This is a genomic window from Ferrovibrio sp., assembly GCF_029255545.1.
In the GTDB taxonomy this organism is placed as follows: Bacteria; Pseudomonadota; Alphaproteobacteria; order Ferrovibrionales; family Ferrovibrionaceae; genus Ferrovibrio.
On the sequence record NZ_JANLJJ010000091.1, the window covers coordinates 71780 to 90577 of the forward strand.

Annotated in this window: 18 protein-coding genes and 1 tRNA gene; 7 read left to right on the forward strand and 12 right to left on the reverse strand. The window is 63.3% G+C overall.

Going from position 1 to position 18798, the window contains the following annotated elements; translation table 11 throughout:
• Window positions 1–26: 26 nt before the first annotated feature.
• Window positions 27–2333: a DUF3772 domain-containing protein gene (locus Q1J79_RS17765; protein ID WP_300303006.1), complete on the reverse strand. Its 2307-nt coding sequence runs from the start codon at window positions 2331–2333 to the stop codon at window positions 27–29.
• 351 nt (window positions 2334–2684) lie between these two features.
• Between Q1J79_RS17765 and Q1J79_RS17770 the strand changes: the two genes are divergently transcribed.
• The 5 genes from Q1J79_RS17770 (at window position 2685) to Q1J79_RS17790 (ending at window position 8798) form a co-directional block, all read left to right on the forward strand.
• The gene (locus Q1J79_RS17770; protein WP_300303008.1) at window positions 2685–3386 is read left to right on the forward strand and encodes a TVP38/TMEM64 family protein; all 702 of its coding nucleotides are present in this window, start codon (window positions 2685–2687) and stop codon (window positions 3384–3386) included.
• Between the two features lie 21 nt (window positions 3387–3407).
• On the forward strand, window positions 3408–4835 hold the full coding sequence (locus Q1J79_RS17775) for an FAD-dependent oxidoreductase (protein ID WP_300303010.1): 1428 nt from the start codon (window positions 3408–3410) through the stop codon (window positions 4833–4835).
• Window positions 4836–4857: 22 nt separating this feature from the next.
• Entirely contained in the window at window positions 4858–6285 is a 1428-nt protein-coding gene (locus tag Q1J79_RS17780) for a HAMP domain-containing sensor histidine kinase (RefSeq protein ID WP_300303012.1), read from the forward strand.
• Window positions 6286–6383: 98 nt separating this feature from the next.
• Window positions 6384–6884 carry a hypothetical protein gene (locus Q1J79_RS17785; RefSeq protein ID WP_300303014.1) on the forward strand — a complete coding sequence of 167 codons (501 nt, stop codon included), beginning with the start codon at window positions 6384–6386 and terminating at the stop codon, window positions 6882–6884.
• Between the two features lie 72 nt (window positions 6885–6956).
• Window positions 6957–8798, forward strand: coding sequence for an adenylate/guanylate cyclase domain-containing protein (locus tag Q1J79_RS17790; protein ID WP_300303016.1), 1842 nt, complete (start codon window positions 6957–6959; stop codon window positions 8796–8798).
• 8 nt (window positions 8799–8806) lie between these two features.
• On the opposite strand, the gene Q1J79_RS17795 is transcribed toward Q1J79_RS17790, so the two are convergent.
• Window positions 8807–10315, reverse strand: a complete 1509-nt coding sequence (locus tag Q1J79_RS17795; protein ID WP_300303018.1) for a 3-hydroxyacyl-CoA dehydrogenase — start codon at window positions 10313–10315, stop codon at window positions 8807–8809.
• 135 nt (window positions 10316–10450) lie between these two features.
• Here Q1J79_RS17795 and Q1J79_RS17800 point away from each other — a divergent pair, with 135 nt between their 5' ends.
• Window positions 10451–10915, forward strand: a complete 465-nt coding sequence (locus tag Q1J79_RS17800) for an Hsp20 family protein (RefSeq protein WP_300303020.1) — start codon at window positions 10451–10453, stop codon at window positions 10913–10915.
• A gap of 25 nt (window positions 10916–10940) precedes the next feature.
• A complete protein-coding gene (locus Q1J79_RS17805; RefSeq protein ID WP_300303022.1) occupies window positions 10941–11189 on the forward strand; it encodes a DUF1150 family protein in 249 nt (82 codons plus the stop codon).
• Between the two features lie 112 nt (window positions 11190–11301).
• Here Q1J79_RS17805 and ptsN read toward each other — a convergent pair whose 3' ends face one another.
• From ptsN to Q1J79_RS17855, 10 genes are all read right to left on the reverse strand, one after another.
• Complete coding sequence (gene ptsN / locus Q1J79_RS17810; RefSeq protein WP_300303024.1) at window positions 11302–11766, reverse strand: PTS IIA-like nitrogen regulatory protein PtsN; 465 nt, start codon at window positions 11764–11766, stop codon at window positions 11302–11304.
• A gap of 58 nt (window positions 11767–11824) precedes the next feature.
• Entirely contained in the window at window positions 11825–12151 is a 327-nt protein-coding gene (raiA, locus tag Q1J79_RS17815) for a ribosome-associated translation inhibitor RaiA (protein WP_300303026.1), read from the reverse strand.
• Window positions 12152–12334: 183 nt separating this feature from the next.
• The gene (gene can, locus Q1J79_RS17820; RefSeq protein WP_300303028.1) at window positions 12335–12982 is read right to left on the reverse strand and encodes a carbonate dehydratase; all 648 of its coding nucleotides are present in this window, start codon (window positions 12980–12982) and stop codon (window positions 12335–12337) included.
• Between the two features lie 4 nt (window positions 12983–12986).
• Window positions 12987–14540, reverse strand: coding sequence for an RNA polymerase factor sigma-54 (rpoN, locus tag Q1J79_RS17825; protein WP_300303030.1), 1554 nt, complete (start codon window positions 14538–14540; stop codon window positions 12987–12989).
• Window positions 14541–14552: 12 nt separating this feature from the next.
• Window positions 14553–15335, reverse strand: coding sequence for an LPS export ABC transporter ATP-binding protein (gene lptB / locus Q1J79_RS17830; protein WP_300303033.1), 783 nt, complete (start codon window positions 15333–15335; stop codon window positions 14553–14555).
• Complete coding sequence (locus Q1J79_RS17835) at window positions 15335–15955, reverse strand: LptA/OstA family protein (protein WP_300303035.1); 621 nt, start codon at window positions 15953–15955, stop codon at window positions 15335–15337. Before Q1J79_RS17835 ends, lptB begins: the two co-directional genes overlap by 1 nt.
• Before the next feature lie 5 nt (window positions 15956–15960).
• Complete coding sequence (lptC, locus tag Q1J79_RS17840) at window positions 15961–16647, reverse strand: LPS export ABC transporter periplasmic protein LptC (RefSeq protein WP_300303037.1); 687 nt, start codon at window positions 16645–16647, stop codon at window positions 15961–15963.
• A gap of 16 nt (window positions 16648–16663) precedes the next feature.
• Window positions 16664–17683 (reverse strand): SIS domain-containing protein, encoded by a 1020-nt coding sequence (locus Q1J79_RS17845; protein WP_367183009.1) that lies wholly within the window; start codon window positions 17681–17683, stop codon window positions 16664–16666.
• Between the two features lie 233 nt (window positions 17684–17916).
• Window positions 17917–18531, reverse strand: a complete 615-nt coding sequence (locus Q1J79_RS17850; RefSeq protein ID WP_300303039.1) for a ribonuclease D — start codon at window positions 18529–18531, stop codon at window positions 17917–17919.
• Window positions 18532–18602: 71 nt separating this feature from the next.
• Window positions 18603–18689: transfer RNA gene (locus tag Q1J79_RS17855), tRNA-Leu, on the reverse strand.
• Between the last annotated feature and the right edge of the window lie 109 nt (window positions 18690–18798).

An 18798-nucleotide genomic window follows, 5' to 3' on the forward strand; every position in this document is an offset into this window, starting at 1 on the left:
AGCGAACCCGTCTCTGCCGGCTGTGGCTAGTCCGCAGCCGGTTTTTTATTGCCCGCTAGGGCTAGCACCATTTTCTCCAGGCGATCGATATCTGCCAGGTGCACATCGCTCTGGGCATAGGGAATCTCGATGCCGTTGGCGCTGCAGGCCTTATAGATGGCAAAACGCAAATCGCTTTCGATGCTCATGCGCCGCTCGACATCGGCGATGAAGCCGCGCAAGGCAAACATCAGTGCGCTGTCACCGAAATCGCGGAATACCACCATCGGCTCAGGGATAGCCAGAATATCGCGATGCCGCTTCAGGCAATCCAGCAGCACATCGCGCGCCTTGTCGACATCGGTTCCGTAAGCCAGGCCGATATTGATGTCTATGCGCCCCAGGCGATTGCGGTGCGTCCAGTTCATCACCGGGCTGGAGATCAGGTCGGAATTAGGAATGATCACCGAAGCGCGCGGGAAGGTCTCGATCTCCGTCGAGCGCACGTTGATGCGCCGGACATAGCCTTCGCGATCACCGACCACGACCCAGTCGCCGACCTTGACCGGACGCTCGATCAGCAGGATCAGACCGGACACGAAATTGTTGACGATATTCTGCAGGCCGAAACCGATGCCGACTGACAGGGCGCCAGCGATGATCGCCAGATTTGAAAGATCGAGGCCGACCGCACCGATGGATGCGACACCAGCCAGCAGGTAGCCGGCATAGGTCAGACCGGTAACCATCGAATTGCGCACGCCCGGATCGATGCCACTCTGCTGTTCCAGTCGCGAATTGAGCCCGCCGCTGAGCAGCCGCGTCACGCCGATACCGATCACCAGAACAACAATGGCGCCGAGGATGTTGCCCAAGGATATGGTCACCGGACCGATGGTGACGCCGTAGAACAGTTCCAACGCATAAGCGACCAGGGTTGCGCCACTCATCCCCCAAGCCAGCGCCAGGGCAATCAGCAGAAGGAAAAACAGGATGATGTCGACCAGCAGCCCCAGGAAAAGCTGCGTCGTTGTGCTCATCGGTCCGGTTAAACCCAGTGTCTTGCGCAGAACCCGGAACCGGCTCTCCGGACTGTCGGCCAGATTGTTCAGACCATCGCGGATGGCCGTACGCACCACGGAATAAGCGGCCAGCGCCAGCGCCGATCCCAGCAACGCATACGACAGGAAGGCGGCAAAGCTGTAATAACCAAGCAGGATCGCAGCCAGCGCCACCAGATTCAGCGTGAAGATCACGCCAGTGAGCAGGCGCAACGGGCGCAGATCGTCGCCCAGCTGACGCCAGAGACGCGGATCGGCAAAGGCGAGATTGGCGATGGCGAGAAACAAGGCGACCGCGGCGATGACCAGATCACGGCCTGCCGAGCCGAAATCCGGCGTGCGTGACGGCGCCACCAGCACAGCCACCAGCACGATGCCGACAGCGAAAACGGCAACCCGCCACAACAGGCTGTCGCGCTGCAGCTGGTGCAACTGGATCACCGCCCAGGCTGGATTGCGCGGCGCCAGAATGGCGTAAACCAGACCATGGGCGAGCAGCGCCATGCTCAGCGCCAGCATCAGGGCATGCAGGAGGGCGCCAGCCAGCCCGGAAGCCCAGCCATTGCCGGCCACAACACCGTAAGCTGCCCACAATACCGCCAGGGGCATGGCCGTGCGGTTCATCAGTTCGGTGAAAGCTGCCACCGTGCGCCGCGCAGGCGATGGACTTTCGATATCCGAACGGGTGCCATAATGCCGATGCAGCCAGCGCTGCATCGGGAATACCAGCACGATCGCCAGCAGGGCAACGACAGCCATCTGCATCAGCGTGGTGGTTCCGGAGCGCCGTTCGCCCGTCGCCTCCCACCATTCCTGCGGCGCCGCCATGACCTGCTCGGCAGCGGCGGCAATATCGGCAATGCCGTCGCGCCAGAATGCCGGACTGATCGGCGAGACGCCGCGATAGATCAGCTGCCGGGTGAACTGCCGGCGAGCCTCGGCGCCCACATCGTCCTGCATGGCAATGATTCTGGCCAGCGCCAGTTCGGATTGCTTCACGCCGTCTTGCAGCGCCTGCAAACGGGCAGAAAGCTGGCGGCGCGATTCGGCGACCGCCGCGGATTCGCGAGGCTGTCCCGCGGCCGGCGCCGGGCCGAGTGCGTCAAGCTGGGTTTGCGCCGCGGTGGCGGCCTGCTTGAACTGATCGCGTTCCTGGCTGGCCGCCACACGCAACCGGTCAAGCTCGGCCCGCAATCTGGTGAAACCCTCATCATCCATGCGCGGGTCACGCAACTGACGGGCGACGGCGCCAAGCGCTGCATCCCAGTTGGTTGGCTTGCGCAGCTCCGTCATACCACTGGCAGCAGTTCCGGCGGGCTGCGCCAGTGATGGCGCCGTCCCCGCTGCGGGGACGAACAGGATCGCCAGGGCAAGGCAGAGTATGCGGCAGAAACTGCCGGTCGGCCGAATGATGGTTTTTGCTTGGTTCAACATGGATGATGCACAGGCGGATAGTGGCAACCGGAGACAGGGTCACGTTTCAGTGAGTCATACCGGTCTGACAGCCCGGCCCCGGTGCAATTTACTCCCTTTGCTGCCAGATTGGGGCAAAAACAAGGCTCCGGTGAGCCGGTGAGAGCCGTCTGCAGGGGTAATCCCAGCTGGCTAGAGAATGCGGCGAGACCCAGAACCCACATGCGCATCATGCGTTTTCTTCCCCTTCTGCTGCTTGGCTTCGGGCTAGCGCTGTTTCTGGCCCTGGATCTGGGCCGCATCTCAGAACTTGCCGGCCCGCATGAACAACAGGTGGCGCTGCGTCACTGGGTGACCATTCATCCCGTGCAGGCCGTTCTGGGCTATGTGGCTTTCTACACCCTGCTGGTCGCTTTTTCCCTGCCGGTTGCCAGCCTTGTCACGCTGGCCGGCGGCTTTCTGTTCGGGCCCTGGCTCGGCACTCTGTGGACCGCAACCGGCGCAACCCTGGGCGCCATTCTGGTTTTTCTCACCGCCCGCGCGGCTCTGGGCGACGGCCTGGCCAGCCTGCTGCAACGCAAGGCCGGGACGCGGCTTGCCGCCTTGGAGCATGAGTTGCGGCAGAACGGATTCCATTATCTTTTGTTCCTGCGCCTGGTGCCGGCCTTCCCATTCTGGCTGGTCAATATCGCCCCCGCCTTCTTTGGCATGCCGCTTGGCACTTTCGTGACCGTCACCGCCATCGGCATCCTGCCCGGCACCTTTGTCTTAACCTATCTGGGCCATGGCCTCGATATGACGCTGCAACAGGCCGGCGGAACCGGCCTCGGTGGCCTGATCGGTTTCGAAACCATGATTGCCTTGACACTTCTCGCCCTGCTGTCTTTGCTGCCGATATGGCTGAAGCGACGCCGCCGTCCCAGACAGGAATGAAGGCTGGGCAGGAGTGAAGACATGAGCGAGCAGATCGATTGCGACATCGCCGTAATTGGCGGTGGCTCCGGTGGATTATCGGTTGCCGCTGGCGCAGCGCTGATGGGTGCCCGCACCGTGCTGGTCGAGCGCGGTCGCATGGGCGGCGATTGCCTGAATTACGGCTGCATCCCCTCGAAAGCGCTGATCGCAGCCGCCGGCCATGCCACAGCCTGGCGCCACACCACTCATCTCGGCATCCGTTACGATGAACCGGAAGTCGATTTCGCCGCGGTGATGCGGCATGTCAAAAATACCATTGCCGGTATTGCCCCCCATGATTCGGCGGAGCGATTCGCCGCGCTCGGGGTCCGCATCCTGCAGAATGAAGCGCGGTTCACAGGCCCGGACCAGTTGGTTGCCGGCAATGCGACGATCCGGGCACGGCGCATCGTGATCGCCACCGGTTCCAGCCCGGCCATTCCGCCAATCCCAGGGCTGGATGGGATTCCATATCTGACCAATGAAACAGTCTTCGATCTCACCGAGCGACCACTGCATCTCATGATCCTGGGGGGAGGACCGATCGGCGTCGAACTGGCCCAGGCCTTCCGCCGGCTTGGCGTCAGAGTAACGCTGATCGACCGCCTGACCTGTCTGGCGCGTGAAGATGCCGAACTCAGCAATCTGCTGATTGATGCCCTGCGCGATGACGGCGTTGTGTTGCATGAAAATACCGAGGTCACGCAGGCCGAGAGCTCCGTATCCGGCATTGTGCTTACTTTGCGCCACAGCGATGGCAGCGTGGACCGCATTGCCGGTTCGCATCTGCTGGTCGCGACCGGCCGCAAGCCAAATCTCGACTCTCTCGATCTGGCAAAGGCCGGAATCGCCGCCGACGCGCGCGGCATCACCGTCGACCGCCGGCTGCGCAGCACGAACCGGCGCGTTTTCGCCATTGGCGACGTCACCGGGCTCAGCCCCTTCACTCATACCGCTGGCTATCATGCTGGCGTCGTGCTGAAGAACACCCTGTTCCGCCTGCCGGCAGCCGCCGATCACGGCATGATCCCGCGGGTCACCTATGGCGATCCTGAACTGGCGGCCGTGGGCCTGAGCGAAGCAGAGGCCCGGGCCAACCATGGCCGCATTACCATCCTGCGCTGGCCTTTCGCCGAGAATGACCGCGCCCGTACCGAGGGCCGCCCTGAAGGCTTGGTCAAGGCCATCGTAACGCCGCGTGGCCGCATCCTGGGGGCCACCATCGTCGGCCCGGAGGCTGGCGAACTGATCCAGCCCTGGGTCATGGCCATGCAAAAGAGGCTGGGCATTGGCGCCATGCAGGCTTTGCTGGTTCCCTATCCGAATCGTGGCGAGGCCAGCAAAAGGGCCGCGGGGGATTTCTACCGTCCGAAACTGCTCAGCCCCCTGACCCGCCGGGTCGTGCAGTTTCTCGCGCGTTTCGACTGACTGACGGCCTATAATACCGACCATGGATGCACAGCCCTCGCATGACGGATCGGCTTCGTCGCCGCCGGCCCGGCCGGCCGGCGCCGCCAGCCTGTCGAGCCGCCTTCTGCTGCTGACCATCTTGTTCGTCATGTTGGCCGAAGTGCTGATCTACCTGCCGTCGATGGCGCGCTTCCGCATCAGCTATCTGGAGGCCCGCATCGAGCTGGCCGACCAGGCCGCGCTGGCTCTGCTGGCCGCCCCCAACGGCATGGTCAGCGCCGACTTGGAAGATGAGCTGCTGCGCAATGTCGGCGGCAAGCTGGTGGCGATGCGGCGACAGGAATCGAATGCCCTGATCCTCAGCGACAGGCAGGAACTGCCGATGCTCGGACAGCCGGTGGACCTCTCCAGATGGATGTGGTGGGAAGCCATCGTCGATGCCGTCGTCACCCTGAGCGGCAATGCCGACCGTTACATCCGCGTGCTGGGACCTTCGCCGCGCGACCCGCAGACTCGCATCGAGCTGGTGCTGCCCACGGCACCGCTGGCCGAGGCCCTGCGCGAGTTTTCCTGGCGGATTTTTTCCCTGTCGCTGCTGATTTCCCTAGTCACCGCCGGCCTTGTCTACCTCAGTCTGCAATGGCTTCTGGTGCGGCCGATGCAGCGCCTGATTGGCAGCATCGTCGGTTTCCGCGACGCGCCGGAAGATGCGCGCCAGATCATCCGGCCATCGTTGCGCCGCGACGAGCTTGGTTTGGCCGAACGCGAATTGCAGGTGATGCAGCAGGAGCTGCGCCAGGCCCTGACCCAGCGCGCCCGGCTGGCGCAACTTGGTATTGCCGTCAGCAAGATCAGCCACGATCTGCGCAACATGCTGGCTTCGGCGCAACTGGTTTCCGATCGCCTCGCCGCCTCCGACGACCCCACCGTGCGTCAGGTTGCCCCGCGCCTGGTCAGCGCCGTCGATCGCGCTATTGCGCTCTGCGCCCAGACCCTGCGCTATGGCAAGGCCGAGGAACGCGCGCCGGAACCGGAAGCCCTTGCCTTGCACAGCTTCGTCGAGGACGTGGCCGCCGGCCTCGGCCTGACCGATGGCAGTGGCCTTCGCTGGCACAATGCCGTGCCCGAAGCCCTCAGCCTGCTGGCCGATGCCGAACATCTCTATCGCGTTCTGAACAATCTGATGCGGAATGCCGTTCAGGCAATGCCGGAAGGTGGCGACCTCCGGGTTGCGGCAGCGATCAGCGGCAACGACATCGTGATCGAGATTGCCGATACCGGTTTGGGCCTGAGCGAAACCGCGCAGAGCCACCTGTTCGAACCCTTCCGTGGCGGTCGCAACGGCGGCACCGGGCTGGGACTGGCAATTGCGCGCGAGTTGATCCGTGCCCATGGCGGAGAACTGGAACTGGCGCGCACCGGTCCGCTGGGCACCACATTCCGGATTCGGCTGCCAATCTCCGGTTAACCATATCGTTTAACTGTATGTTGACTGCGGATCGGGCAATAATACCGCAGCTAGAAAAGCCGACAGGCGTCCAGAGGATGCCGCGCAGGAGAAAGACCATGCGTATCACGCTCCGCAAACTGTTCATGCTGCCGCTGCTGGCCGGCCTGCTGGCCGCCTGTTCGGCCGACCGGGAAGTAATGACGCCGGCAACCCAGGCCCTGGCGCTTGGCGTCGGCATCGAACTGGTCAAGACCAGGATCGAGCGACGCCTGGAGATGACCTGCAATCCACTGAACATGATCAGCGACGGCACTTACTGCGTCAGCAACTACAAGCCGACCGATCGCCAGGAAGTCTGGTGCTTCAAAACGCTGGCTGGCGTCGACTGCTACGCCGAACCCGACCCCTATTCCCTGGAGGGCCGCGCCCTGCCCGCCGCGCCGCGCCCCCTGGCCGATCCCCGCATGCCGATGACGCCGCCCGGCCGGCGCAACCCGCCGCAGGTGGCCGTCGCGCCGGTTGGCAGCCCGAGCGAGCCTGACCAGCCGATGGCGGCCGAGCCCGTCCAGATCATCTTGACCGAGCCGCCGCCGGCGACTGCCCCAAAACCGATGTAAATAGCAACAGGCGAATAGCCTTACCCTTGCCATCGCGGCTACAGCGCTAGTTTGTTGGCGGAGATTCCGCCAATGCCACACCACCACGAACGCGTCTGGATCTGGGACGTTCCGGCATCGCCTGCCGCGATCTGGCCCTATCTTTCTGACACTGCGCGCCTCAACGAGGCGGCGGGCACGCCGCGTTATGCCGTCGAGGAAATCGCCCAGCCTGATGGCTCGGTGATCCGAAGGGCCAGCGCCAGCTTCAAGGGTATTGCCGTCGAATGGGACGACCCGCCCTATGAATGGGTAGCGGAGCGTGAATTCCGCCAGAAGCGCGTATTCCGGCGTGGTCCGCTGGAATATCTGGCCCCGGCCCTCAAACTCGAGGCCATCGCCGATGGCGGCAGCCGTATTACCTATCGCCTGAGCGGCGCCCCGCGCGGCCTGGTTGGCCATCTGCTGTTTGCCGCCGGCATGCTGGACAGGATCGGCAAGGGCCTGGAGGAGATGGTCAGCCATGCAGGGGCTTACGCGCGGGGCGAAACGGCCATGCCGTTCGCCTACACGCCGCCTCCGGCCAGCCCCGAGCAACAGCGGCGTCTGGCCACCCTGACCCAACAGATCGCCGGGGCCCCCTTTGCCCATGGCCTGGGCGAACGGCTGGCCAGCCATATCCGGACGGCGCAGGAAGTCGATCTGGTGCGCATTCGCCCGCGCAAGCTGGCGCGGGAATGGCAAGTGCCTCTGCGGCATACCGTCGAGCTCTGCCTCGAAGCGACACGCGCCGGCATGCTCAACCTGTCATGGAACCTGCTCTGCCCGCGCTGCGGTGGCGCCAAGGCCGGAGCGGCCAGCCTGGATCAACTGCCCCGGCAGGCCCATTGCCCATCCTGCAACATCAGCTATGACGGCGATTTCACGAAAAACGTCGAGATCAGCTTCAGCCCAATACCAAGCATCCGCACCATCACCGAGGGCGAATTCTGCATGGGTGGCCCGCATGTCTCGCGCCATATCCTGGTGCAGCAGATTGTCCAGCCAGGGGAACAGCGTATGGTCGCAGCGACCCTGCAACCCGGCGAATATCGTCTGCGCGCCCTCGAGCCTGGCGGCGAATGCCTGCTGCAGTATGACGGCGGCGCCTTTCCCACCGTGGTTGCCGAAACCGACACAGCCCCGGGCTTCACCATCCATTCCGAACCCGGCCAGGTGATCGGCGGCATCGCCATTCACAATCGCACCGGCCGGGACCTGACCCTGGTGATCGAAACCCGCGACTGGCGGCGCGACGCCCTGACTGCCCACGAAGTGACCACGATGCAGGCCTTCCGCGATCTGCTGCCGGACCAGGTGCTGCGGCCGGGCGAAGATGTCGGCATCGACAATGTAACCTTGATCTTCACCGATCTGGAGGGCTCGACCGCGCTGTATGAGCGGCTGGGCGATGGTGCCGCCTATCGTCTGGTGCGGCGACATTTCGGTTTCCTGGCTACCACCATCCGCGACCATGACGGCGCCCTGGTGAAAACCATCGGCGATGCCGTGATGGCCGCCTTCGCCACGCCGGAACAGGCGGTGCGCGCCGCATTGGAAATCCGCGACCGGATCGGCAGCTTCAATGCCGAATATCGCGCCGAAACCGCCAGCGAAGGCCAGACGATCGATGCAGCCATCGTGCTGAAAATGGGCCTGCATGGCGGTCGCTGCATCGCCGTGAACCTGAACGACCGGCTGGATTATTTCGGCAGCACGGTCAATCTGGCGGCGCGGCTGCAGGGCCGCTGCCGCGGTGGCGAGGTGATCCTGTCGCAGCCGCTGGCGACAGATCCCGCCGTCGCGCCGCTGCTGCAGGGCTGTGGCCTGCGCCATGAAGCGGCCGAGTTGAAAGGCTTCGACCAGCCGGTGCCGTTCGTCCGGCTGGTCGCCTGAAAACCGGCTCAGTCTTCGGTCAGGGCCGAAAGCCCAAGCAGCGCGCGGCGGCGCAGCCACAGGCTGGGCCGGTAGCGGTCGTCGCCGGTGATCGCCTGCAACTGGCTCAGCACCGTATGCACGGCCTCCACCCCCATTGCATCGGCCAGCGCCAGCGGGCCAAAGGGATAGTTCAGGCCCATGGTCATCGCCTTGTCGATATCGCCCGGGCTGGCCACGCCGATCTGCGCCATCTCGCAACCCAGATTGGCCACCATGGCGGCGATGCGCTGGCCGATGAAGCCAGGGCTGTCATGGATCGCGGTAACGGCGCGGCCGGCGGCATGAAAGCACGCCACCAGCCCATCGAGCAGATCGCGGCGCGCGCCGGGCGGCCGCATCAGGGTCAGCCGCCGGTCCAGCTTGCCGGCGATATCGAGACCAAATAACCGGCGGTGATCCAGTTGCAACCGCGCGGCATAGGTCGCGCAGTCCTCGCCGAGCGGGGCGCACAGGATGGCGCTTTCGCCATCATCAAAACCGCTGACCTCCAATCCAAGACCACGCAGCAATTCACCCAGTGCCTCATCCTCCTGTGCCAGCACAACCCGGCTGGCCGGCGCGGCGGCACTGGTGGCGTCGGCGGGCGACGCCAGCGCCTTGCCATCCTCGCCATAGGTGAAAAAACCCTGCTTCGTCTTGCGGCCGAGCTGGCCGCTTTCGCGCAAGGACTGGTGCAACGGCGTGGTCGCCAGGCGGCGGTCGTAGAAATAACCTTCGTGGATGATCTGGCTGACCGGGAAGTTCACGTCGATCCCGGTCAGGTCCATCAATTCGAACGGCCCCATGCGGAAACCCCAGTTGTCGCGCATCACCGCATCGACCTGGGCCGGCGTCGCGACGCCCTCAGAGACAATGCGCAGGGCCTCCTGGGTGTAGGCGCGACCGCCGAGATTGACCAGGAAACCCGGGCTGTCCTGCACCACCACCGGCACGCGGCCCATCCGTTCCCCAACCATGACCAGGTCCGCGACGGTGGCATCGCTGGTGGCCGGCGCGCGGATCACCTCGACCAGTTTCATCAGCGGCACGGGATTGAAGAAATGCAGGCCGGCAATCCGGCCACGATGCTGGCAGGCGCTGGCGATACTGGCGATGCGCAACGACGAGGTATTCGAGGCCAACAGGCAATCCGGCCGCACGATGGCCTCAAGCTGGCGGAACACCTCCTGTTTCACGGCCAGGTTTTCGACAATCGCCTCGACCACCAGATCGGCCGGCGCAAAGGCTTTCAGATCGTCGACCACGGCCAGACGCCGTTTGGCCGCTTCGGCCGCGGCCGGATCAAGCCGTCCCTTGGCTGCCATCTGGTCGAGCTGGGCCAGGATGGCGTCCCTGGCCTTGGCAGCGGCGCCAGGCGCCGCATCGTACAGCATGACCGCCATGCCGCCGGTCATGCCAACCTGGGCGATGCCCCGCCCCATCGCTCCGGCGCCTATTACGGCTAAGGTATTAATCTCACGTCCTGATTTCGCCACAATACGCCTCCCTTTCCGGCGGCGTATCCTGCCGGTCCAGGTCTTGATCTGCAAGCCATCCCTCCCCACATCATAACCGTTCAGGCGCCGATCAGGGCCTCAACGGCACTCGCTTGATTAAGGAGTCCGACGACAATGACACGCGTATCAGTGTTTTCCAGCCCGCTCCTGCTGGGCTTCGATCATGTCGAACGCATGATCGAGCGGGCCACCAAGGCCGGCTCGGAAGGCTATCCGCCCTATAATATCGAACAGATCGGTGAAGATGGCCTGCGCATCACGTTGGCCGTTGCCGGTTTCAGCGCTACCGACCTCACGATCACTATCGAGGACAACCAGCTGGTGATCCGCGGCAAGCAGGCCGACGAGAAAGATCGGGTTTATCTGCATCGTGGCATTGCCGCCCGGCAATTCCAGCGCAGCTTCGTGCTGGCCGACGGCATCGAGGTCATCGGGGCAGAACTGGTCAACGGCCTGCTGCATGTCGATCTGCGCCGGCCGAAACCCGAACCACAGATCCGCTCGATTACGATCAGGACCGGAAATGGCGATGGCGGCAGTCAGATTGGCGTAAGCGGAAAATCAGGTGGCAGCGTCTGAGACGGGCCACGGAAGGAGTAAGATTATGAGCACCCCCAGCAACCACGATAATGCCTACTACAACAACAACCCGCTTTATCCGGCGATGACCGCCGAAGGCTTTGCCAATCTTGGCGCACCGGATCTGGCCTATGTGCGACCGGTGCATATGCCGGAAGGCGATGGATGGGGCATCTTTTCCGCCAATGGCACCCAGCTGGGCTGGGCGCCAGAACGCGACCTTGCCTTCGCCGCCGCGCTGCAGAACGATCTGCTTCCGGTCAGCCTGCATTGAGCGACACGCCACCGCCTGCCAGCTGCCTGCGGGCAGGTGACAGGCGACGCGGCAGCCAAACCGATGCCGCATCGTCAGGATATGCAAAGACGCCGTTAAACGGGGCCGCCGTTCAGGCGGCGTGGCTGGCCGGGCTGTCGGTCAGCAGGGCGTAGATCGCGTCGGCGCTCTCGGCGCCGCGCAGCTTCTCGCAGACCGCCTTGTCGCGCAGCAGGCGCGATACGCGGGCAAGCGCCTTGAGGTGGTCCGCGCCGGCCGATTCCGGGGCCAGCAGCAGAAAAACCAGGTCGACCGGCATCTCATCGATCGAGTCGAAATCGACCGGACGCTCGACCCGCGCGAATAGGCCATAAAGCCGGTCCAGGCCGGCAAGCCGGCCATGCGGAATGGCGATGCCATTGCCAACACCGGTGGTGCCGAGGCGCTCGCGCTCCAGCAGCGTGTCGAAAATGGCCCGCTCATGCTGGCCGGTGATTTTCGCTGCGCGCGCGGAAAGTTCCTGCAACGCCTGCTTCTTGCTGTTGGCCTTGAGGTTGGCGATGACGCCGTCAGGGCTCAAGAGCTGAAAGATTTCCATCGGGAAAAATGCCTCCGCGGCTTTAATGCCGTATCGCATCTGTCATCCTTGCGGATGATCAGGCGACGTCTCCGGCATCGGGTAGCCGCGCATGATGGTTGCGCCGCTTGCGCTTGTCGCGCCGAATTTGCTTGGCCAGTCTTTCGAGCGCCTGGTCGAAGCTGAGGTAAATTTCAGCTCCCTCCGCCTCGGCCTGCGCGTCGATGCCGGTGCCAACATGCACCGAGCAATGGCAATGGTACATCCCCCTTTCGCGGCGGAAGACCACCTGTGCCTCAATGGCATTGTCCATGTATTTGGACACTGCGGCAGAGAGATGTTCCTCGACATAGGCGCGGAGTGAGTCACCGAGGTCGAGCTGCTGTCCGGAAGTCAGGATTTTCATGATGTCTCGAAACCCGAGTTCGATCGGTCAGGGCATGATTGTAGTACGGCGCCCAGCGCCCGTCATGCGGTCGCGGACCATAGAGAAGCACTCTCTCACTGTCAACCGCATAACCACCTCCTAACTCTTTGATTCCCTTAATATCCACAACCTTGTGGCCGTATTAACGAGTTAACCACAGGCTTAACCCTGCTCCGGATTCAGCTCGGTGCGGAAAATCCCGGCCAGCGTTTGCGGATTCGATATGGTGACGCCAAGATCGCGGATCAAGCCGTTGGAAATACCATAAACCCAGCCATGCAAGCTGAGCTCCTGGCCACGATGCCAGGCGTTCTGCACGATGGTCGTTTTGGCCAGGTTGAGCACCTGCTCACGCACATTCATCTCGCATAACGCGTTGAGACGTTTGTACTCATCGATGATATCGGCCAGCTCGGCGTGATTTTTTTCGTACACGTCACGGATTGGCCGCAGCCAATGATCGATCAGCCCGAGCTGCTGCGGTTGCATCGCGGCGCGCACGCCGCCGCAGCCGTAATGCCCGGTCACGATCACATGCTTCACCTGCAGGAACTCAATGGCGTATTGCAGGACGGCCAGACAGTTCATATCGGCCGGATGCACCAGGTTGGCGACATTGCGGTGCACGAACAGCTCACCGGGATCGAGGCCAACGATTTCATTGGCCGGCACCCGGCTGTCGGCGCAGCCAATCCACAGATAGGCGGGATTCTGCTGATGGGTCAGCCGATCGAAGAAGCCGGGATCGGCCCGCAGCTTCGACATCGCCCAGGCACGGTTGCTTTCAAAAAGCGGTTCAATGTCGGTCATGGCCTCAACCGGTTTTCAGCAGCCCGGCCTTTTTCAGCCGCCGGCGCTCCACGGAGGATGGAATATTCATGGCTTCACGATATTTCGCCACCGTGCGCCGGGCGATATCGACGCCCTTGCCGGCAAGGACCTCGACGATCTTGTCATCCGACAGCACATCCTCGGCCGCCTCCCCGTCGATCAGCGATTTAATGCGATGCCGGATCGATTCAGCTGAAAAAGCCTCGCCACCGTCAGTCGCGGCGATGCTGGCGGTGAAGAAATACTTCATCTCGAAGATGCCGCGCGGCGTCGCCATCGTCTTGTTCGAGGTCACGCGGCTGACCGTGCTTTCATGCATCTCGATCGCCTCGGCCACCGCGCGCAGGTTCAGCGGCTTGAGATGCGCCACGCCATGGCGCAGGAAGGCATCCTGCTGGCGCACGATCTCGCTGGCGACCTTCAGGATCGTCTGTGCCCGCTGGTCCAGCGACTTGACCAGCCAGTTGGCGGAATTGAGACAATCGGACATGTAGCTTTTGGTCTGCTTGTCCTTGTCCTTGCCGTTGGCGTTTTTCTCGCCTCTGGTCACCTTGGCGTAATAGCGGCTGTTGACCAGCACGCGCGGCAACGTGTCGCTGTTCAACTCGACCAGCCAGCTGCCGTCATTGCCACGCCGCACATAGACATCGGGCACCAGCGTCTGCACCGGCTCGCCGCCGAACAGCAGCCCCGGCTTAGGGTTCAGCGCGCGGATTTCCTGTACCATGTCGGCAATGTCTTCCTGGTCGACACCGCAGATGCGCATCAGGCCGGCAATATCCCGCTTGGCCAGCAATTCGAGATTGTCCAGCATGGCCTGCATGGCCGGATCGAGGCGGTCACGTTCGCGCAATTGCAGGGCAAGGCATTCCTTCAGGCTGCGAGCGAACAGGCCGGCCGGCTCGATGGTCTGCAAATCCAGCAGCACGGCCTCGACATCATCGGCACCGACGCCCAGCCGCTCGGCAATCTCCTCCAATGGCTCGGTGATGTAACCCGCTTCATCGAGGGAATCGATCAGCGCCTGGCCGATCAACCGATCGCCGGCATTCGCCGGCATCAACAGCCAATGATCCTGTACATGTTCGCGCAGACTGCGGGTTTCGGTCAGGCTGTTTTCCAGCCCGCCACCCTCGTCCTCGAAACGGGAATCGCCGCCGCGACCGCTGATGTAATTGCTGCCCAGGCCGCTTTCCGGGCCCATGGCATCATAGCCGCTGTCGTTGTTGAAGGTGCTGTCGGACTCGCTGTCAACATCCAGCGATTCACGGGCCTTCTCGGTAATAGTGTCAGACGCCAGGTCAAGGCGCTCGACCGCGGCATTGGCCTCGGCCACTTCGAAGGGGTCCTTGGTGTCATCGCCCGAGGGGTTCTCGCCATCGACGCGCTCGAGCAGCGGGTTGCGTTCCAGTTCCTGCTCGACATAGGCCATCAATTCGAGATTGGACAGTTGCAGCAGCTTGATCGCCTGCTGCAACTGCGGTGTCATAACAAGGGCTTGGCCCTGCCTAAGCTCAAGACGGGGACCGAGCGCCATGCTAGAGCTCCGTCACCAGCTGAACCGCTCGCCCAGATAGACGCGCCGGACATTCTCGTCGGCGACGATCTCGCTCGGGCTGCCTTCCATCAGAACCTTGCCATCATGCAGGATATAGGCGCGGTCAATGATATCGAGCGTTTCACGCACATTGTGATCGGTGATCAGCACGCCGATGCCGCGATCCTTCAGATGCGAAACCAGCTGGCGGATTTCACCCACCGCGATCGGATCGATGCCGGCCAGCGGTTCGTCCAGCAGCATGAAGGATGGCTGGGTGGCCAGCGCCCGGGCGATCTCGCAGCGGCGCCGTTCGCCGCCCGAAAGCGCCAGCGCCGGCGTGCGCCGCAGATGGGTGATCGAGAACTCGGCCAGCAGGTCATCCAGCATCGCCTCGCGCCGGTCGGTTTCCGGCTCGACCAGCTCCAGCACGGCGCGGATATTCTGCTCCACCGTCAGGCCTCGGAAAATCGAGGCTTCCTGCGGCAGGTAGCCCATGCCGAGACGGGCGCGCCGATACATCGGCAGGCCGGTGATGTCGTGACCATCCAGCGTGATACTGCCGTGATCGGGGCGGATCAGACCGGTCATGATGTAAAAAGTGGTGGTCTTGCCGGCGCCGTTCGGGCCCAGCAACCCAACCGCCTCGCCGCGCTGGACATAGAGCGATACGTCGCGTAGCACCGGGCGCTTCTTGAAGCTCTTGCCCAGCCGATGGGCCGCCAGGCCGGGGAATTCGTTTTCTGCCACCAGCCGCAGGCCGTCGCCGCCAAGCTTTTCGCCACCGATATTCATCAGCGCTTTTCCCCGGTCTTGGGGGATGCACCCTCGGCTGGCTTGTCGTCGCCCTTCGGCACGAACACGCCGCGCACACGGCCGCCGGTCACCGGATCGCAGGTGCTGCGGCCGGTATCCTGGTACATCACCGCGCGGGCACAGCGCACCGTACCCTGGTCATTGCTCAGCACCACGTTGCCGGTCAGCGTGATGGTTTTCTTGTCCACATCGTAGACGCCGAAATCGCCCTGGCCGCGCTCCTGCGGCGTGGAGACGAAAACAGCCCCCTTGGCCTCGATCTTGGTGATCGAGCTGGCATCCGGACCCGCCGATGTCGCCGGCGTAGCCGGGCGTGGCGGCGCCGGCTTTGCCGCGCCGGCCTGGCCCGGCTGGCTGCGCTCACGGTAATAAACAAAGAGTTCCGCCGAACGCAGACGGGTATCACCCTGCACGGCATCAACATTGCCGCGGAAAATCGCGAGCTGCTTGTCCTGCTGCACTTCCAGCGTATCAGAGGCGATCTCGATCGGCTGATCGCTGTTCTTGCGCCCGTTCAGTCCGATCTGACCGAAAGCCGGAGACAAGGCCAGCAGCGCACTGCCGGCCAGCATGACGAGGAAAAGCGCAGACTGACGCATTCCAATCATCCCCGTTGTTCGCGCGGGAAGATGGTGGTCTTCACGCCATTGATAAACACGACACGCTGGCCCTTGTCATAGATCCGCATGCCATTGGCATTGATCTTGCCCAGCGCCGAATGCCCCCAGACTTTCTCGTCGCTGGAGACCACCTTGGTCTCCAGGTTGATCTCGGCGGAATGGCCGTGCATCTCGTAGCCCTTGTCGCCGAACACCGCAATGTTGCCAAACAGGTCAAGCAGCTGCGCATTGCCCTGATAAAGCCCGGTATCCGCCGTCAGCGACCACCATTCTCCGTTATGCATGGTGAGATCGGCCTGCACGCGATCCAGCGTCACCTGCTTGTCGTCCTGCGGATCCTGCACGGCGCGGTCGGCCGTAACGATGTAAGGCTGGCCGTTGGCATCGGTGCCGCGATAGCGCGGATTGTTCATCACCAGGGCGGCATTCGCGCTGTCGACATTGCTGAATGTCAGCGGCAGCATGTGATGCTTCCTGGAAAGCTGCGGCCAGGCGATCACCACCGCAATGGTACCCAGCGCGATCAGCGGCAGGATGAATTTCATGAATTGCACGAACCGGCGCCGACGGGTGAGCGTCGACAGCGCATCGGCAGCACTGCGCGGAGTAAAGCCCGCCGCAGGCTTGCTCGGCGAAGCACTCGCGCTGATGCGATCGCTGTTGGCGGTCATGCGAGGCCCTGCTGCATCAGGTAATACCGGCGCGTACGCAATCATGCATATGCAGGATTCCGACCGGGTGGTTGCCATCGACCACGAAGAACGCCGTAATACGACGGCTGTTCATCAGGCGCAGGGCCTCGACGGCCAGTTGATGCGGCCCGATTGTAATCGGCGATTTCGTCATCACCGCGTCCACTGTCTGCGACAGCAGGTCGCCTTCGATATGGCGGCGCAGGTCACCGTCGGTAACGATGCCGACCAGCCGGCCCTTTTCCCGTCCCTTGGTTCCGACGATGCCAATGCAGCCGAAGCTGCGACCGGCCATGGTGACCAGCGCCTGACGCATCGGCGTACCGGCGGCGACCAGCGGCATCTCCGGACCGCCATGCATCAGATCACTCACCTTGATGAGCTGCTTGCCGAGTCGGCCGCCCGGATGGAAGACCCGGTAATGGTCGTGGTTGAACCCCTTGCGCTCCATCAGCGCGACAGCCAGCGCGTCGCCCAGCGCCAGCGTCATGGTGGTCGAGGTGGTCGGCGCCAGCCCCATCGGGCAGGCTTCCTCAACCGGCGGCAGGATCAGTGCCACATCGGAGGCCAGGCCCAGCGCGGAACGCGATTTCGACGTGATGCCAATCAGCGGAATGCCGAACCGCTTGGCATGGGCGATCAGGTCGGCCATTTCCGGCACGTCGCCGGAATTGGACAGGCAGAGCAGCACATCGCCCTGCATCACCATGCCGAGATCACCATGGCTGGCCTCGGCCGGATGCACGAAGAATGCCGGCGTGCCGGTCGATGCCAGAGTGGCGGCGATCTTGCGGCCGACATGGCCGCTTTTGCCCATGCCCGAAACGATCACCCGGCCACGCACCCCGCTCGACAGGCCGGGATTGCTGCCGCTGACGCCGAGCAGCAGGTCGATGGCGCGGTCGAAGCTGTCGGTCAGGCCGGCGGCCAGGGCCGCCAGACCATTGGCTTCCATCAGCAGCACGCGGCGGGCGGCGGCGATATCAGGACCTGCCGACGACTGCCGGCCGGTCACCTGGACCACTTTCGGCCGGACAGTCCCGGACCGGTCGTCCTTGGAAACGGCTTTCGCACGTTTCTTTCCGGTCTTTCCGGCGCGCTTAACACGCGCGGCGGATGGTGCGGATGTCATGGGTTACCCACCGCTTGCGAGACATAAACAAGAATCGTGCCAAATATGGAGAATCGGCTGCCAAATTGCAAACCCGGCGCCGCGCCCAAGGCGAAATTCACCAATAGACGAAAGAATTAATGGGCGAAAATATCGTCTTCAGGCCAACCGGCGAGATCCAGCGCCGCCCGCGCCGGCAGAAAGGCAAAACAGGCTTCCGCCAACCCCATACGTCCTTCACGGGTCAACATGCCGTCCAGCACTACTTTAAGCTGGTGAAGATGCAGCACGTCCGAGGCGGCATAGCGCTGCTGCGCCTCGGTCAGGTTTTGCGCGCCCCAGTCGGAGGATTGTTCCTGCTTGGAGATTTCCACACCGATCAGGTCGCGGCAGAGATCCTTCAGGCCATGTCGGTCGGTGAAGGTGCGCACCAGCTTGGAGGCCGTGCGGGTGCAGTAAACCGGCGAGGTCTCGGCGCCGAGATACTGCTTCAGGGCCGCAAGATCGAAGCGGGCAAAGTGAAACAGCTTGAGGATGCCGGGATTTTCCAGCAGCCGCTTGAGATTGGGCGCATTATAACCACTGCCGGCGCGGAACTGGACCAGATGGGCATTGCCATCGCCCGAGGAAAGCTGCACGACGCAGAGGCGGTCACGCAGGGTGCGCAGCCCCATCGTCTCGGTGTCGATGGCCACCGACGAGCCAAGATCGAGGCCGTCGGGCAGGTCGTTCTGATATACGGTGATCGCCATTTGCGGTGCACTCTCTCGGGTGCTGCACTCTCTTGCGCAGACGCCGGGAAACGGCGCGGCAATCGAGGAATTGGTGCCCAGGATAAGACTCGAACTTACACGACCTTTCGGTCACTAGCACCTGAAGCTAGCGCGTCTACCAATTCCGCCACCTGGGCAGGCGGTGCGGGGTCCAAAGCGTGACCGTCGCGACCGAGGCGTGTCTTTACGGCCCCGGCCGGGAGAAGTCAAGCGCCGCCCCGGCTTATCCGGCGGGGATTCTGCTGG

Bases quoted from the DNA above. Each gene is read 5' to 3' on its own strand.
- Q1J79_RS17765 (WP_300303006.1), bottom strand. From the start codon at position 2,333: ATGACGGAGCTGCGCAAGCCAACCAACTGGGATGCAGCGCTTGGCGCC.
- Q1J79_RS17770 (WP_300303008.1), top strand. From the start codon at position 2,685: ATGCGTTTTCTTCCCCTTCTGCTGCTTGGCTTCGGGCTAGCGCTGTTT.
- Q1J79_RS17775 (WP_300303010.1), top strand. From the start codon at position 3,408: ATGAGCGAGCAGATCGATTGCGACATCGCCGTAATTGGCGGTGGCTCC.
- Q1J79_RS17780 (WP_300303012.1), top strand. From the start codon at position 4,858: ATGGATGCACAGCCCTCGCATGACGGATCGGCTTCGTCGCCGCCGGCC.
- Q1J79_RS17785 (WP_300303014.1), top strand. From the start codon at position 6,384: ATGCGTATCACGCTCCGCAAACTGTTCATGCTGCCGCTGCTGGCCGGC.
- Q1J79_RS17790 (WP_300303016.1), top strand. From the start codon at position 6,957: ATGCCACACCACCACGAACGCGTCTGGATCTGGGACGTTCCGGCATCG.
- Q1J79_RS17800 (WP_300303020.1), top strand. From the start codon at position 10,451: ATGACACGCGTATCAGTGTTTTCCAGCCCGCTCCTGCTGGGCTTCGAT.
- Q1J79_RS17805 (WP_300303022.1), top strand. From the start codon at position 10,941: ATGAGCACCCCCAGCAACCACGATAATGCCTACTACAACAACAACCCG.
- ptsN (WP_300303024.1), bottom strand. From the start codon at position 11,766: ATGGAAATCTTTCAGCTCTTGAGCCCTGACGGCGTCATCGCCAACCTC.
- raiA (WP_300303026.1), bottom strand. From the start codon at position 12,151: ATGAAAATCCTGACTTCCGGACAGCAGCTCGACCTCGGTGACTCACTC.
- can (WP_300303028.1), bottom strand. From the start codon at position 12,982: ATGACCGACATTGAACCGCTTTTTGAAAGCAACCGTGCCTGGGCGATG.
- rpoN (WP_300303030.1), bottom strand. From the start codon at position 14,540: ATGGCGCTCGGTCCCCGTCTTGAGCTTAGGCAGGGCCAAGCCCTTGTT.
- lptB (WP_300303033.1), bottom strand. From the start codon at position 15,335: ATGAATATCGGTGGCGAAAAGCTTGGCGGCGACGGCCTGCGGCTGGTG.
- Q1J79_RS17835 (WP_300303035.1), bottom strand. From the start codon at position 15,955: ATGCGTCAGTCTGCGCTTTTCCTCGTCATGCTGGCCGGCAGTGCGCTG.
- lptC (WP_300303037.1), bottom strand. From the start codon at position 16,647: ATGACCGCCAACAGCGATCGCATCAGCGCGAGTGCTTCGCCGAGCAAG.
- Q1J79_RS17850 (WP_300303039.1), bottom strand. From the start codon at position 18,531: ATGGCGATCACCGTATATCAGAACGACCTGCCCGACGGCCTCGATCTT.